The 14,338-nt window shown below is 65.1% G+C and carries 12 protein-coding genes and 1 tRNA gene; 4 read left to right on the top strand and 9 right to left on the bottom strand.

The genetic code is table 11. The features are described 5' to 3' along the window. Nucleotides 1-4: 4 nt before the first annotated feature. Nucleotides 5-664 (top strand): aminodeoxychorismate/anthranilate synthase component II, encoded by a 660-nt coding sequence (locus AAE021_RS15690; protein WP_342023233.1) that lies wholly within the window; start codon nt 5-7, stop codon nt 662-664. On the opposite strand, the gene pknB is transcribed toward AAE021_RS15690, so the two are convergent. Genes pknB through AAE021_RS15655 form a run of 7 tightly spaced genes read right to left on the bottom strand, consistent with a single transcriptional unit; the run spans nt 661 to nt 10,027 of the window. Continuing rightward, nucleotides 661-2,580, bottom strand: coding sequence for a Stk1 family PASTA domain-containing Ser/Thr kinase (gene pknB / locus AAE021_RS15685; protein WP_342023232.1), 1,920 nt, complete (start codon nt 2,578-2,580; stop codon nt 661-663). The genes AAE021_RS15690 and pknB overlap by 4 nt on opposite strands. Nucleotides 2,581-2,586: 6 nt before the next feature. Beyond that, complete coding sequence (locus AAE021_RS15680; protein WP_342023231.1) at nt 2,587-4,431, bottom strand: protein kinase domain-containing protein; 1,845 nt, start codon at nt 4,429-4,431, stop codon at nt 2,587-2,589. After that, complete coding sequence (locus AAE021_RS15675; RefSeq protein ID WP_342023230.1) at nt 4,428-5,882, bottom strand: penicillin-binding protein 2; 1,455 nt, start codon at nt 5,880-5,882, stop codon at nt 4,428-4,430. Before AAE021_RS15675 ends, AAE021_RS15680 begins: the two co-directional genes overlap by 4 nt. After that, the gene (locus AAE021_RS15670; protein ID WP_342023229.1) at nt 5,879-7,303 is read right to left on the bottom strand and encodes an FtsW/RodA/SpoVE family cell cycle protein; all 1,425 of its coding nucleotides are present in this window, start codon (nt 7,301-7,303) and stop codon (nt 5,879-5,881) included. Before AAE021_RS15670 ends, AAE021_RS15675 begins: the two co-directional genes overlap by 4 nt. Continuing rightward, on the bottom strand, nt 7,303-8,769 hold the full coding sequence (locus tag AAE021_RS15665; protein WP_425362490.1) for a PP2C family protein-serine/threonine phosphatase: 1,467 nt from the start codon (nt 8,767-8,769) through the stop codon (nt 7,303-7,305). The genes AAE021_RS15670 and AAE021_RS15665 overlap by 1 nt, the downstream gene beginning before the upstream one ends. 44 nt (nt 8,770-8,813) lie before the next feature. After that, a complete protein-coding gene (locus AAE021_RS15660; protein WP_342025437.1) occupies nt 8,814-9,239 on the bottom strand; it encodes an FHA domain-containing protein FhaB/FipA in 426 nt (141 codons plus the stop codon). A 59-nt stretch (nt 9,240-9,298) separates the two neighbouring features. Next, the gene (locus AAE021_RS15655) at nt 9,299-10,027 is read right to left on the bottom strand and encodes a DUF3662 and FHA domain-containing protein (RefSeq protein ID WP_342023227.1); all 729 of its coding nucleotides are present in this window, start codon (nt 10,025-10,027) and stop codon (nt 9,299-9,301) included. Between the two features lie 443 nt (nt 10,028-10,470). Here AAE021_RS15655 and AAE021_RS15650 point away from each other — a divergent pair. Next, nucleotides 10,471-10,553 (top strand) — tRNA-Leu (locus AAE021_RS15650). A gap of 105 nt (nt 10,554-10,658) precedes the next feature. On the opposite strand, the gene AAE021_RS15645 is transcribed toward AAE021_RS15650, so the two are convergent. Further along, complete coding sequence (locus tag AAE021_RS15645; RefSeq protein WP_342023226.1) at nt 10,659-11,090, bottom strand: DUF5997 family protein; 432 nt, start codon at nt 11,088-11,090, stop codon at nt 10,659-10,661. 112 nt (nt 11,091-11,202) lie between these two features. On the opposite strand from AAE021_RS15645, the gene AAE021_RS15640 reads away from it, so the two are divergent. Continuing rightward, a complete protein-coding gene (locus tag AAE021_RS15640) occupies nt 11,203-12,003 on the top strand; it encodes a LysR substrate-binding domain-containing protein (protein ID WP_342023225.1) in 801 nt (266 codons plus the stop codon). 46 nt (nt 12,004-12,049) lie between these two features. After that, nucleotides 12,050-12,427 carry a VOC family protein gene (locus AAE021_RS15635; RefSeq protein ID WP_342023224.1) on the top strand — a complete coding sequence of 126 codons (378 nt, stop codon included), beginning with the start codon at nt 12,050-12,052 and terminating at the stop codon, nt 12,425-12,427. Nucleotides 12,428-12,475: 48 nt separating this feature from the next. Here the strand turns inward: AAE021_RS15635 and AAE021_RS15630 are convergent, their stop codons facing one another. After that, nucleotides 12,476-14,212, bottom strand: a complete 1,737-nt coding sequence (locus tag AAE021_RS15630; RefSeq protein WP_342023223.1) for a sodium:proton antiporter — start codon at nt 14,210-14,212, stop codon at nt 12,476-12,478. Nucleotides 14,213-14,338: the final 126 nt, after the last annotated feature.

Here is a 14,338-nt window from a genome sequence, read left to right as displayed (position 1 = left end):
ACACATGAGCATTCGAATCCTGGTCGTCGACAACTACGACAGCTTTGTCTACACGCTGGTGGGATACCTGCAGCAGCTCGGTGCCGAGACCACCGTGGTGCGCAACGACGACGTCACGCTCGCCGAAGCGGTTGAATTAGCCGCCGCACGCGACGGTGTGCTGGTATCTCCGGGCCCGGGGGCTCCGGCCGAGGCGGGAGTGTGTGTTGACCTGATCCGCTGGTGCGGAGAAAACAACAAGGCCATGCTGGGGATCTGCTTGGGCCACCAGGCCCTGGCGGAGGCCTACGGCGGCACAGTGACGCATGCCCCCGAGCTTATGCACGGCAAAACGTCGCTGGTCCGGCACGAAGGCACCGATGTGTTTGCTGGCCTGCCCAGCCCGGTCACCGCCACCCGCTACCACTCACTCGCTGCAGTGGCTGACACCATTCCGAAGGAACTGCAGGTCACCGCGCGAACCGACAGCGGAATCATCATGGGACTGCGCCACTCCACGGCTCCCCTGTCCGGGGTGCAGTTCCATCCGGAATCGGTGCTTACCGAAGGCGGCTACCAGATGCTGGGCAACTGGCTGGAAGGCTTGGGCCTGACCGGCGCGGCAGCCCACGCCGCCACGCTCAGTCCGCTCATGTCGACCGCAGCAGGCACACTGCCGCGCTAGTCGTCCTTCTTCTTGCCCTTCGCCGTTTCGGACGGCTCCGGAGACGCACTCGGGCTGGGCTCGGGTTCCTCCGTGGGTTCCACCGGGGCCTTGGCCACGGTCACGGATATCGTGGAACCCTGTTCCACATCCATGCCCGCGGGGACACTCTGCTCGATGACCAGCCCCGGAGCAACCGTGGAATTCTCGACCTCGTTCACAGTGATCCCCAGCCCGACCATCTCACTGGAAAGGATTGCCCGGGCATCCTCCATAGTGCTGCCCACCAGATCCGGAACGGTGACATTGCCGGTGGACAGCACAAGGTTAACCGTGGAACTGACCGGAACAGCCGCTCCGGGCGCCGGGCTGCTGGAAAGGACCCGCCCGGCCGGAACCGTGGCACTGTTCGCCTCGGCCGTGGTTCCTCCCTGCAGCCCCGCCCTGCGCAGTTCGTCGCGGGCCTCCGGTTCGGTCATGCCGGCAAGGTTTCCAGGCACGGTGACGCTCGACGGTCCCTGTGACAGGTAGAGGATGACGTTCTCCTCCAGCGGAACCACCGATCCACCCGCGGGGTCAGTGCGGATGGCAAGGCCGCTGGCTACGGTGTCGCTGTACTCGGGTTCGATGGTTGGCGGTCCGAATCCGGCATCCATGATGATATTCAGCGCATCTGTCTGGCTTTTGGATTCCACGTTGGGCATCGTGGCGGTCACCGGAGCGACTTCCTTGGGATTCATCAGGTTATAGGCCAGCACGGATCCGGCACCCAGCAGGAGTATCAGGACAATGAACAGGGTGGTGATCCAGGCCCGCCGCCGCGCCTTCTGCTCCGGATCCCGGTCACCGGTGGCTCCGATGGTCAGCTCGCCGTCGTCGTCATCTTCTTCTTCGTGGGCGGATGTGGTCAGTGGACCGCCGGAGCGCACCCGCGCCATGGCCCGGGTGCGCGGCTCGTCTTCAATGGGGCTGACGTCGACTGCCGGGCGGGCCGGGGCTGAAACGGTCAGGGCCTCCGTGGCGTCGGTGGCAGGGGCCGGGTCAGCTGCGGGCACCCCGCTGCGGACCGCCAACAGGGCGTCACGGAAAGCATGGGCATCCTGGTAACGATCGGCGCGGTCCTTCGCCAGCCCCCGCTCGAGCACGGCATCCAGTGCGGCTGGAATCTCCGCATTGAAGCTGCTGGCCTTCGGCGGTGCCTCCCGGACATGCTGGTAGGCCACCGATACAGGGCTGTCGCCAATAAACGGAGGCCGTCCTGCCAGCATTTCGAACAGCAGGCAGGCTGCCGAATAGAGGTCGCTCCTGGCATCAACGGTTTCACCGCGGGCCTGCTCCGGCGAGAGATACTGCGCCGTTCCAATGACAGCCTGGGTCTGGGTCATGGTGGCGGCCGAATCGGCCATGGCCCGGGCAATGCCGAAGTCCATGACCTTGACGCCGCCGTCGGCGGTCACCATGACGTTGGCGGGCTTGATGTCGCGGTGCACAATTCCGGACCGGTGGCTGTATTCCAGCGCCGAAAGGACTCCAAGGATGTATTCCACGGCTTTGTCCGTGGTGATTTCTCCTGCTTTGACCAAGTCCCGGAGGGTGCGGCCGGGGACATATTCCATCACGATGAACGGCAGCCGGACATCTTCCGGCGAAGACCCCGGGGACTCCTGGTCGCCGGTGTCGTAGACGGACACAATCGCCGGATGGTTCAGGCCTGCCACCGCCTGCGCCTCCCGGCGAAACCGTGATTGGAACAGCGGATCGCGGGCAAGATCGGGGCGCAGCACCTTAATGGCCACGGAACGGCCCAGCCGAATGTCACGGCCAAGGTACACGTCGGCCATGCCGCCGCGGCCAATGAGCTCACCGATCTCGTAGCGGCCGTTCAACACCCGTTCGGTGTTCAAGGTGGGGTGTCCTTTGAGGAATTCTGCGCTCATGAGTGCTTACCCGGCCGTTGGATTCGTGCCGTTGGGCGCCGCGGGAACAGAGGACTCCGAAGTCACTGTGGGCGTTGGCTCCGGAGCGCTGGTGGGGGCGGGGGCCGGTTCAACAGCTGCCGGTCCCTCGGACGTAAAGTACGTCACCGTCGAGCCCTCGGGAAGGGGTGCGCCCTCGGACGGGTTGACGGCCACCACGGTGCCCTGAGGCTGGCTGGAGGCCTGTGTGCCGCCGTTGACCGGCACCAGGCCCGCATCCTTGATCCGCTGTTCCGCGGCGGATGCGTTCTGGCCCGTGATGCCGGAGGGAACCGTGGTCATGGAGGGGGACTGCGTCGGCTCCGGGCCGGTCGAATAGGTGACCGTGACCAGGGTTCCGCGCTGGAGTGTCCCCACCGGGTTGACATCCATCACGGTGCCCTCGGGGACGTCCGAGGACGATGCGCCCACACCGTTGACGGCGAGGCCGAGGTTGATCAGTTCGGCTTCCACATCGTTGTAACTGCGGCCTTCAAAGCTGGCGGCGTTGATGGTGATCTCGTCTGCATCCTCCGACGGCGTCGGGGAGGGAGACTGGCTGGTGCGGCTGGGGCTCGGGCTCGGCTGAGTGGTGGTGGCCGAGGGCTTGGGCTCGGGGTTATCACTGCTGTTCCCGGACACCAGGGCCCAGACAACAGCGGCGGCGGCTAGCAGTGCCAGCACGACCACAAGGGGAATGATCCACGGGCGGCGACGCTTGTCGGGGGCGTCGTCCCCGCCATCCCCGCCGTTTCCGACAACGCCGCCGTCGGCGTCGTCAACGTCCTCATCGGTCCATTCCCGTGACGCGGCCAGTTCACCGGTTGCCGGGGACTCCGCTCCCACTGCCGCCCCTGCAACAGTGGGAAGCGCCGAGGTGGACGGCGCGGTGTTGACCACACGGGTGGCTGAGGTTCCGGTGGTGGGCACCGGTGCGGTGACGGCGTCGTTCACGGCAGTGGCGCCGCCGCCGAAGAGCAGCATGCCGGGCACGGCGGCCTCGGCAGCGGCAATGTCGCCACGCCGGATGGCGGCAACGGCCCGGGCCAGTGCTTCGGCGTCAGCCGGGCGGTCGGCCGGATCTTTGGCCAGCATGGACATGATCAGGGCGCGGACCGGCACCGGAATGCTCTCAGGCAGCGGCGGCGGTGTGTCGTTGACCTGGGCCAGGGCAATGGCAATCTGTGACTCGCCGGAGAAGGGGCGGGTGCCGGCCAGGAGCTCATAGCCAATGACGCCGAGGGCATAAATGTCGCTGGAACCGGTGGCCTGCTGGCCGGTGGCCTGTTCCGGAGCCAGGTACTGCGCTGTTCCCATCACCTGGCCGGTGGCGGTCAGAGGCACCTGGTCGGCCAGGCGGGCGATGCCGAAGTCGGTGATTTTGACCCGGCCGTCAGGCAGGATCAGGAGATTGCCGGGCTTCACGTCGCGGTGGACGAGTCCCTGCTTATGCGCCGCGGCCAGCGCGGTGGCGGTCTGGCCGATGATGGAAAGGGTGCGGTCCGGAGTGAGGCTCTTGTCGCGCTCAATGATGGAGGACAGGGGCAGGCCCGGAACGAGCTCCATCACGAGGTAGGCGGAGCCCTCTTCCTCGCCGTAATCGAAGACGTTGGCGATGCCCTCGTGGTTCAGCAGCGCGGTGTGGCGCGCTTCGGCCCGGAACCGGTTCAGGAAGCCCGGATCCCCGGTGTACTCCTCCTTGAGGATCTTGATGGCAACAATGCGGCCCAGGACGAGGTCCCGTGCCTTCCACACTTCACCCATACCGCCGATGGCGATACGGTCAGTGAGCTGGAATCTGCCGCCTAAGGTGATTCCTGATGTAGGCCTCACTTATTTAACACCGCCTCTAGGAGTTTCTGCGCGCTTGGAGTGGTCAGTTGTGATCCGGTGGCCAGATCCACGTCTTCCATGACGATGGAGATAGCCACTTGGGGGTCGTTGGCGGGTGCGAAGCCGGTGAACCAGGCATTGTCGCCCTTGCCCTGCACTTCAGCGGTGCCGGTCTTGCCTGCCACCTCGACGCCGGGGATCCGCGCCGCGGAGGCGGTGCCGTTGTTAACGACGCCGACCATCCAGTTGGTGAGCTGACGTGCGGTTTCCGGGCTGACCGAGGTGTTCAGGACCTCCGGTTCCGGTTCATCGATGATCGACAAATCGGCGTCCCTGACGTTGCGAATCAGGTTGGGGGTCATCTGCACGCCGTTGTTGGCGATGGCTGAGGACATCAGGGCAATTTCCAGCGGAGTGGCGGTGACGCTGTACTGCCCGATGGCCGCCTGCGCCAGCTGGGCCTGGTCCATGCCGGTGGGGAAGCCGCTGGCCACCACCTCGTACATGCCCCGCTCGGGCAGGCTCAGCGCCTTGTTGAAACCGAACTTCTCCGCCTGCGACGCGATGGCGTCCTCGCCGACGTCCCACGCAATCTGGGCAAAGACGGTGTTGCAGGACTGCTCCAGGGCGAAACCGATGGTGGCCTCGGACCGGGCGGCACAGTTGCCGTTGGTGTAGTTCGGCAGGGAGATATTCGTGCCCGGCAGCGGAAGTTCGCTGGGATTGTCCACGAGTGAATCGGCGTCGTAATCGCCTGACTCGAGGGCGGCCGCGGCATCCACCAGCTTGAAGACCGAGCCGGGGGCCAGCAGGGACTGGGTGGCTGCGTTGCGGTAGGGCGAGAGCCCGTCGACCGTGAGCAGCGCCTCCATGTTCTTCGCAACTACCTCCGTGTCATGGACGGCCAGCAGATTGGTGTCGTAGCTGGGCTTGGAAACCATGGCCAGAATGTTTCCGGTTTTCGGCTCCATCATGACAATGGAGCCCTTCTGGCCCTCGGGGATCAGGTCATAGGCCAGCTGCTGCAGTTCGGAATCGATTGTCAGCTCGACCGAGGCACCCTGGACAGGGCTGCCGGAGACCAGTTGGACCAGCCGGTCAAAAAACTGCTGGTCACTGTTGCCGGTGAGTTCCTCGTTCATCACCTGTTCCAGCTGGGTGATACCGCTGCCAAGGGAGAAGAACCCGGTCAGCTGCGAGTACAGCTCCGGCTGGTGGTAGACGCGCTGGAAGTTGAACTGATCGTCCGACGGCACGGATTCGGCAATCGGAACCCCGTCCACCAGGATCGAGCCGCGGTTCTGGCCGAAGTCCTGGTAAATGGTCCGGTTGTTATTCGGATCCGCGTTGAGCTTGTCGGCGGAAATGAACTGGACATAGGTCAGGGACCCGAGAATGAGGACGAACATGGACAGGGCCACGATCCAGCTGTTGCGAATGGCTTGATTCATGCGCCGCGTACCTCCTGTTCGCGCTGTGATGACTTGCGTGGGGCTGATCCCACCGGTGATTCCTGCATGGCCGGCACCATGGGGCCGGTCAGCGGCCCGGTGGCCGCCGGCCGGCGGGCCGCCTCGGAGATCAGCAGCAGCAGCGCGACGATGATCCAGTTGGCCAGCAGCGAGGAACCGCCGGCTGACATGAAGGGTGTGGTGAGGCCGGTGAGGGGGATCAACCGCGTCACCCCGCCAATCACCACGAAACACTGCAGGGCGATCGTGAAGGACAGTCCGCAGGCGAGCAGCTTGCCGAATCCGTCACGGGTGCCCAGTGCTGCACGGAAGCCGCGCGACACCAGCAGCACGTACATCAGGACAATGGCGAAGATGCCGATCAGGCCCAGTTCTTCACCGAGGGCGGCAATGATCATGTCGGAGTTGGCGTAGGCCACCAGATCCGGACGGCCCTGGCCGAGCCCCGTTCCGGCAAGACCTCCGCTGGCGAGGCCAAAGAGGCCCTGTACCACTTGGTAGCTGCCGCCACCGGATCGGTTGTAGACCTCAGGATCGAAGGCATTGAGCCACCCGTCAATCCGCAGTGCCACGTGGCTGAACAGCTGCATCGCGACCAGGCCGCCGGCCGTCAGCAGGGCAACCCCGATCAGGACCCAGCTGACCCGGCTCGTGGCCACGTAGATCATGGCCATGAACAGTCCGAAGAACAGGATCGAGGACCCGAGGTCCCGCTGGAAGACGAGCACGCCGATGCTGACGATCCAGGCTGCCATCATGGGCCCCAGGTCCTTCAGGCGCGGCAGCTGGAGGGGGCCGACCTTGCGTCCGGCCAGCAGGATCAGGTCGCGGTTCGTGGATAGATACCCCGCGAAGAATATAGCCAGGGTGATTTTGGCGATTTCGCCCGGCTGGAAGGTCCTGTCGCCGCCGATACTGACCCAGATCCGCGCGCCGTTGATTTCCACACCAAGCGGAGTCAACGGAAGCAGCAGCAGGATCGCACTCACGATGAGCGAGATGTAGGTGTACCGGCGCAGGATCCGGTGGTCCTTGATGAGGAAGAGAACGGCAATTGCCGCAGCGACGGCAAGGGCACTCCACAACAGCTGCCGGTCCGCGGCATTGGTGCCGTCCGAGATGTCCAAGCGGTGGATCATGGCCAGCCCGATGCCGTTCAGAGCGGTCACGATCGGAAGTATTACCGGATCGGCATATTTAGCGCGGAAGCGGAGCACAATGTGGAAGGCCAGCACCAGGGCCACAAGGGTGGCCCCCTGTGTCCAGAAATCAGCGTCGAAGGCGCGGTCCTGGTCCAATCCCACAACGAAGTTCGCCCCGATACCCACCAGGAGGGCAAGCAGCAGGAGCACGGCTTCAACGTTGCGCCGTGATTTGGGAACCGTCAGAACGTCGGACATTACTTCTGCCCCTCGCATTCACTGGGGTCAGCCGGATTCGCTGATGCCGGGGGTGATGGCGCAGCCGAGGGCTTGGCAGCCGTGGCGCCGGCGGCCGGTGTGGCGGGCTCGGCGGGATCACAGGCAGCGGTGCGGGCCGTACCCCGCAGGTCCTCAACGATTTGCTCGGCGTGCAGCAGGTCCTTGGCGGGAATGGTGCCCTGGACCCGGTTGCGCTGGTATTCGGGCAGGCTGTCCACGGTGATGTCGGTCCGTTCGGTGACGGTGGACAGCCGGATTGGACCCAGGGACTGCGAGACACCGTTGTAGATGGCAACGTTGTTGTCGCTGGACCCCACGTAGTAGCGGGTTTGCGTCCAGGTGTAGCCGACCCAAAGGACAGCGGCCAGCAGAACAGCAATCACGGCCAGTGCGGTGGGCACCAGCCAGCGCGGCCGGCGCCGTTGCTTGGGCGGCTCCTGTTCCTGCGCGGTTTCCGTTTCCGGTGCTGCCTTGTGGGTCAGCAAACGGGCAGCGCGGCGTTCGGCCGTCCGTTTGGTGACGATGGGGATTTGTCCGGTTTCAGTGGCCAGTGACGCTGCGCCAACAAGAACGTGCGGCCGTGAGGAGAGGTCCTGCCGGATGAGGTCCGCCCGGACGGGTTCATCGTCTGCGGAGGGTGCATTGTCCGGCCCGCCGGCAGGGGAAGACTCCGGCGCGGGAGCGGACACCACTGCGGGCAGAACCGGTCCGCCGGGCAGGGAAACCCGGGCTGAGGAAGCTTCCACCGGCAGGGAATCGTCCGGGACCTCTGCAATCTCGATGACCGCCACCGTGACGTTGTCCGGGGAACCGCCGGCAAGGGTGAGTTCAACCAGGATGTCGACGCAGCGCTGCAGGTCAGAGGTCTCCCGAAGGACAGTTTCGATGTCCGAGTCCCGCAGGACAGCGGTCAAACCGTCTGAACACAGCAGCCATTTTTCGCCGGGTTCAACTTCGAAGGAGGCAAGATCAAGTTCCGGGCTGGCGTCCACATCGCCCAGCACCCTCATGAGCACGTTCTTGTGCGGATGCACTTCAGCTTCGTCGGGGCGCAGCCGGCCTTCGTCGATGAGCCGCTGGACAAAGGTGTGATCGATGCTGATTTGCTCGAAGACACCGTTCTTGAGGCGGTAGGCGCGTGAGTCCCCAATATGGGCGAACGCAAACCGGTTGCCGTTCAGCAGGAGGGCCGTGACCGTGGTGCCCATACCGGACAGCTGCGGGCTGGTGGTCACGAGCTCGGACAGGAGGGAGTTCGCCGCCTGGATTTCATCCGCCAGGACGGTGAGGGGTTCGTCGTCGTGGGTTCCGCTGTCCAGATGCACCAGATCCAGCACGGTCGAGGCTGAGGCGACGTTGCCGCCGGCATGACCACCCATGCCGTCGGCGACAACGGCCAAATATCGGCCGACGTAGGCTGAGTCGTCATTCTTTAAACGAACCATGCCGACGTCGGACCGTGCTGCGTAGTTGAGCACCAGGGCCACGGCTAAGGCCTCAACTCAAGGACCGTCTTGCCGATGCGGATCGGAACACCGGGCTCCACGGGCAGGGCCCGGGTCAGCTGGCTTCCGCCGAGGAACGTGCCATTGGTGGAGCCGAGGTCCTCGATGAACCAACGGCTGCCCTGCGGGAAGAGACGGGCATGGCGGCCGGAGGCATAGTCGTCGTCGAGGACGAGCGTGGCCTCCTGCGCGCGGCCGAGCAGAATGGGGCTGGACGCCAGGTCCAGGGTGGTTCCGCGCAGGGGACCCTCGGTGACAACCACCTGGCGGGCGGGAACCCTGGCCGGGGCGGGCACCTGCTTCTCAAGGGCGGGATTTCGGCGGATCTGCCGGGCGCTGGGCGTGCCGGTCCGGTTGCGGCTGCCGACTACCAGGTCACGCCGGATGGCACCGACGACACTGATGACCATTAACCACAGCAGGATCAGGAACCCGTAGCGCAGCAGGGTCACAATGAGTTCACTGTCCACTAACGTCCCCCGGTCCGATACGGCAGAAGCCGGAACGTGATGCGGGTTCGACCCATGGCAATAGTGGAACCATCCGTAAGATCTGCTTCCCCTTGTACTTTCTGGCCGTTGACGAAGCTTCCGTTGGTGGAACCGAGGTCGATGGCGCGGCTAACACCGTTTTCAGTGCGGATTTCCAGGTGGCGGCGGGAAACGCCGGTGTCATCAACGAGGATATCCGCCTCGGAGGACCGCCCGAGAACCACCGATGGCGCATTTAGTGAATATCGCTGGCCGTCGATGTCCAAAACGGGCTGCATGCGTCCCGGACCCTGACGCGGAGCGGGCGGGGCAGCCTGCCGGGGTGCGGGGGCTCCCGCCTTCTCGGTTGACGAATCAACTTCCAGGACGCCCGGCTTGAGCGAGGAATCGCGGGTGAAGGAAACCCGGACCGGCCCCTGGAGCGTGTAGGACTGGCTTCGGGCGTGCTTGATCACCACATCGCAGAGTTCTTCGGCCAACGGAGCGCCCCATTCCTGCGCGCGTTTGAAGTCCGAATCAGACAGCCGGGCAGTAAAGACGTTTGGGGCCAGGGTGCGGCCCTGTCCCACGGTGAAGGAACGCTCGTCCAGTTCACGCCTCATGGCGATCGCCAGTTCAAGGGGTTCCACCCGGCCGGAACCGCCCGAGGAGAAGGCACCTCGCACTACTTTTTCGATTCCGCGTTCGACGTTATCGAGTAAGCCCATGTTCGCCTCCTTCCCTAGGTCCTGCTTCTGTCCGGATGTCCGGCGGATACTCCGGTGGATATCTGGCCCGTGCACGCCTGCGGCAAGCCCGGAATCCGCTCCGGCAGTGCCCGCAGGGGCAATTCCGGCGCAGCGGCAAGGCAGGCCAAAGGTGCACAGGTCCACTTCGATAGTACTGGGGACAGCTGAAAAATGTCCTAACGCGGGTGGAGCGCCTCGAGGTGTCGGAAGGTCCGCCTGAGCCACGCGGGCAGGTGGAGACCGCGTTGCCCGCCCTGTTCGGGAGACGCAAAAACCGCGTCCTGGCGCGGTTTTTAATGCCGTGCAGCAGCCGTTTAGGTGTTTTCCCAAAATGTGGGTATGCTTGATTCTGCTGTTCCCGAGGAATCGAGACGCCGACAGTCGTGAGACGGAAGGCACACTCTCTTCGGGAAACCATTTAGGCGCGAGTGGCGGAACGGCAGACGCGCTGGCTTCAGGTGCCAGTGTCCGAGAGGGCGTGGGGGTTCAAATCCCCCCTCGCGCACAAAATGAATCACCCCGGTTGAAAGACCGGGGTGATTTTTTTATGCCCGCAGCCGGCCCCCGCCCGCCCCGCCATTAAGGAGGCATGACAGGGGACAGCGAAAACTTAGCGGCGCTGTTTGGGTTCCTTAGCCGCAATATGGGCTGCCTCCTGCGCCTTGCGCTCCTTCTTGGCTTCGGCTTCCTTCACGCGTTTGGCCTCCTCACGCACGGCGGCGAAGCTGGCCCGTTCCTCAACGAGCCAAGCGGGGGGAGCAGCCAGCAGCGCGGTGATCTCCTCCGTGGTCAGGGCCTCGGTGATTCCGGAGCGGGTCAGGCCGCTGATGGAGATATTCAGTTTTTGTGCCACGACAGGACGCGGGTGGGGTCCGTTGCGGCGCAGATCAATCAGCCACTGCGGGGGATTGGCCTGAAGTTCATCAAACTGGGCCCGGGAAATAGGCCCGTCCTGGAACTCCTGCGGCGCGGCGGGCAGATAGATGCCCAGTTTCTTGGCTGCCGTGGCAGGTTTCATGGATTGGGATTTCTCGGAAGTCATCTAATAAGGGTATCCGGAGCGGGAGGCAAGGGTATCCCGCTCCGCTGCTGCAGCCTGGATCCGCAACGAACGGGCGCGAAGAAGGCAGACCATGCTGGGCTAACCTGAAAAGGTGCCAATTGATGACCCCTCCCACAAGCCCCGTCCAGCCCAGCCGCTGAAGCTGGCGTACGTTCCCGGTGTGACGCCCGGAAAGTGGATCGGCAGGTGGAACGAGCGGCAGGACCGTGAGCTGCAGGCTTTTCAGCGCCCCGAAGACGAGGTTGTGGATGACCTGCGTGCGGGCCGCGCCGACGTGGTGTTTATCCGTGTTCCGGACGAGGGATTCATCCGTCCGGCGGACCTGAGCGTCATCACCCTTTACGAGGAACTCCCGGTGGTGGCTGCTGCCAAGGATTCCGCCGTCGCGGCCTTCGACGAACTGGACCTTGCTGACCTGGCGGGCGAGACTTTCCTGGACCTTCACGAAATGGGCGGTGTGGAGACCGGCATGGAAGTGGTGGCCTCCGGCGCCGGCCTTCTGATCCTCCCCATGTCAGTGGCCAAGCTGTACTCACGCCGCGACGTGGTGGCACGCCCCCTGGCGGGTGTTCCCGGAACCCGGATCGCCGTTGCCTGGCTTGACGGCAGCGCGGATCCGGGAATCGAAGAGCTGGTGGGAATTGTGCGCGGACGGACGGCCAACAGTTCACGCCAGCCCTCGGTGCAGGCGGAACAAAAGTTGACGGCCCGGCAGCGCACCAAGGAACGTCAGAGCAGGAGCGCGGACAAGGGGACAGCGAAGTCGGGCGGCCGGCCCGCTGCCAAGGGCGGCGGCAAGGGTGCCGCGGGCAGCAAGGGCGGCCAGGCCCAGAAGACAGCCAATAAGACCAAGGGCGGCCGCAAGGGTGGAAAGCCGCGCGGAAGCCGGTAGGCGAAGGGGTGCCGCCGGCGGCCGTTGACGGAGTAGCCTTTCGCCCATGCGCGTAAAGATGAGCAGCATCCACGTCCTTGATCCGGCTGCCGCCTTCGACTTCTACACCGGCACGCTGGGTTTTGAGCCGCTGATGGTGATGCCGGAGTACAACCTGTTCATTGTCCGTGCCCGCGATATTCCGGACGGCCCCGGCCTGCTGCTGGAACCCAGCGACAATCCCCTGGCCGAGGCCTACCGCAGCGGACTGTATGGGATGGGCCTGCCCGCCCTCGTGCTGGGAGTGGAGGACGTGGCCGCGGAGATGGAGCGGCTGAGCGGCCTCGGCGTCCGCTTCACCGGGCCGCCGTCCACTGACGCGATGGGAACCCAGGCCGTGTTTGATGACGGCTGCGGAAACTACCTGCAGCTGCACCAGGACTGAGCTTCCTCCAGGCTCAACGGGCGCCCGGTGCCGGCGCTGAAGCCGCCGCTAGTGCTCGCCCAGCCGGGGTTTGAGCCGGGATTCCTCCAGGTCCAGCAGGCGCTGGGCGTCGGCGAGGGTCCGCGAGGGGAAGTGCCCTTCCCTGCGTGCGAGCAGCAGCGCCTCGCGTTCGGCGTCGACGACGGCGCGGCGCAGCTCCCGGTACTGCAGCTGCGGGGTGGGGGATGCCCCCACACCCAGCGCCTTAACCCGTTCCCAGGCCAGTTCGCTGCGCAGGAAGGTGCTCTGCCGCACCCGCTCCACCACATCGGGATCCACATCGGCATGATCGAGGCAGGCTCCCGGGTTTTCCAGCACCCGCAGGCCGGCATCGCTGATCTGGTCCAGCAGGGTGGCCAGGCTGCGCTGGTCCGCGGCTGCATTAATGCCGCGGACCTCCAGGGCCCGGATCACCCAGGGAAGGGTTCCGCCCTGCAGCAGCAGCGTCACCACGGCAACGGTGAAGGCGATCAGCACCAGTTGCTCCCGGTACGGCGTAGCCTCCGGCAGGGACTGCGCGGCGGCCAGCGTCACCACACCGCGCATCCCGGACCAGCCGATCACCACCCCGCCGCGCCAGTCCAGGCCCTCGGCGCGCAGCTGCATGATGTCCGTTTTGCGGCGGCGGTAGATCTGCTCTCCGCGGTTGGCCCGGCGCTGGGCGCGTTCATCCCCGGGTTCCTGCAGCTTGAGGCGGTCCAGGGCAGCCCGGAAGCGGTTGGTCCGCCGTTCCTGGTATCCCACCTTGGCACGCAGCAGCAGGATCAGCGGACCCATCCACACGAAGCGGATCATGATGAGCAGGGCGGTGACCGCCAGTCCAATGACGACCGACTCGCCCACGGTGAGCAGTTCCGGATTGATCTCCTCGACGAGGTAGCGGATTTCCAGGCCCATCAGCAGGAAGACGCCGTTTTCGAGCAGGAACTGGACCGTGTGCCAGTTGACGCTGTCATTGATCCGCGCCTGGGCGCTGAAGGCGGATCCGCTCCGGTGCCCGGTGTACAGTCCGGCAACCACCACGGCCAGCACACCCGATGCGTGCATTTCCTCGGCCGGTATGAAGGCCAGGAAGGGCACCACAAAGGAAATGGCGGTGTCCAACACGGGATCATGGAGCTTGGACCGGATGTACACGGTGGCAATTCCCACCAGCAGCCCGACGGCGACGGCAGCCACCACGGCGAAGCCGAAGTCCGCGATCCCGTCCCAAATACTGGCCAGGCCGCCGGCGCTGGCCGCAATTGCCGAGCGCAGCAGCACCAGTGCGGTGGCGTCGTTGACCAGGCCCTCGCCCTCGAGGACAGTGACGAGCCGCGGAGGCAGGCCGAGTTTCTTGCCGATGGATGTGGCGGCCACGGCGTCCGGAGGGCTGACCACGGCGCCCAGGGCGATGGCCGCGGCGAGGTTCAGGTCCGGCAGCAGAACGTAGAGCAGCCACCCGGTGGCAAAGGCGGAAACCAGGACGAGGAAGACGGACAGGCTCGAAATGGCGCCGAAATTCCGCCGGAAGTCCACCACGGGAACGTTCACCGCTGCGGCGTAGAGAAGCGGCGGCAGCACGCCCATCAGGATTAGTTCATGTGGAACGGTGAACGTCGGCAGCCCGGGAAGATAGGACAGCCCGAGCCCCACCACCACCAGGATCAGCGGCGCGGCAATGCCCAGCCGCTTGGAGAAAGCGGCGACGGTGACTATGACAGCCACGCCGATGACAGCAAAAAGGGCTAGTTCCACACCTGCCATTATCGTTCACAGTAGTGAACTGTCCAGTTGGGGCCTCACGGTGTCACACCCGGTGATGCCGCTGGCCCCGGGCCCCGGGCCCCGGGTCCCGGGTCGCGGGCCGCGGGCCGCGGGCCGCGGCTGAAC

The sequence above is a fragment of the Arthrobacter citreus genome (assembly GCF_038405225.1).
Classification (GTDB): domain Bacteria; phylum Actinomycetota; class Actinomycetes; order Actinomycetales; family Micrococcaceae; genus Arthrobacter_B; species Arthrobacter_B citreus_A.
The sequence above is the reverse complement of the archived record's forward strand: the minus strand, read 5'-3'. Positions and strand labels throughout refer to the sequence as shown.

Bases quoted from the DNA above. Each gene is read 5' to 3' on its own strand.
- AAE021_RS15690 (WP_342023233.1), top strand. From the start codon at position 5: ATGAGCATTCGAATCCTGGTCGTCGACAACTACGACAGCTTTGTCTAC.
- pknB (WP_342023232.1), bottom strand. From the start codon at position 2,580: ATGAGCGCAGAATTCCTCAAAGGACACCCCACCTTGAACACCGAACGG.
- AAE021_RS15675 (WP_342023230.1), bottom strand. From the start codon at position 5,882: ATGAATCAAGCCATTCGCAACAGCTGGATCGTGGCCCTGTCCATGTTC.
- AAE021_RS15670 (WP_342023229.1), bottom strand. From the start codon at position 7,303: ATGTCCGACGTTCTGACGGTTCCCAAATCACGGCGCAACGTTGAAGCC.
- AAE021_RS15665 (WP_425362490.1), bottom strand. From the start codon at position 8,769: ATGGTTCGTTTAAAGAATGACGACTCAGCCTACGTCGGCCGATATTTG.
- AAE021_RS15660 (WP_342025437.1), bottom strand. From the start codon at position 9,239: ATGGTCATCAGTGTCGTCGGTGCCATCCGGCGTGACCTGGTAGTCGGC.
- AAE021_RS15655 (WP_342023227.1), bottom strand. From the start codon at position 10,027: ATGGGCTTACTCGATAACGTCGAACGCGGAATCGAAAAAGTAGTGCGA.
- AAE021_RS15645 (WP_342023226.1), bottom strand. From the start codon at position 11,090: ATGACTTCCGAGAAATCCCAATCCATGAAACCTGCCACGGCAGCCAAG.
- AAE021_RS15635 (WP_342023224.1), top strand. From the start codon at position 12,050: ATGCGCGTAAAGATGAGCAGCATCCACGTCCTTGATCCGGCTGCCGCC.
- AAE021_RS15630 (WP_342023223.1), bottom strand. From the start codon at position 14,212: ATGGCAGGTGTGGAACTAGCCCTTTTTGCTGTCATCGGCGTGGCTGTC.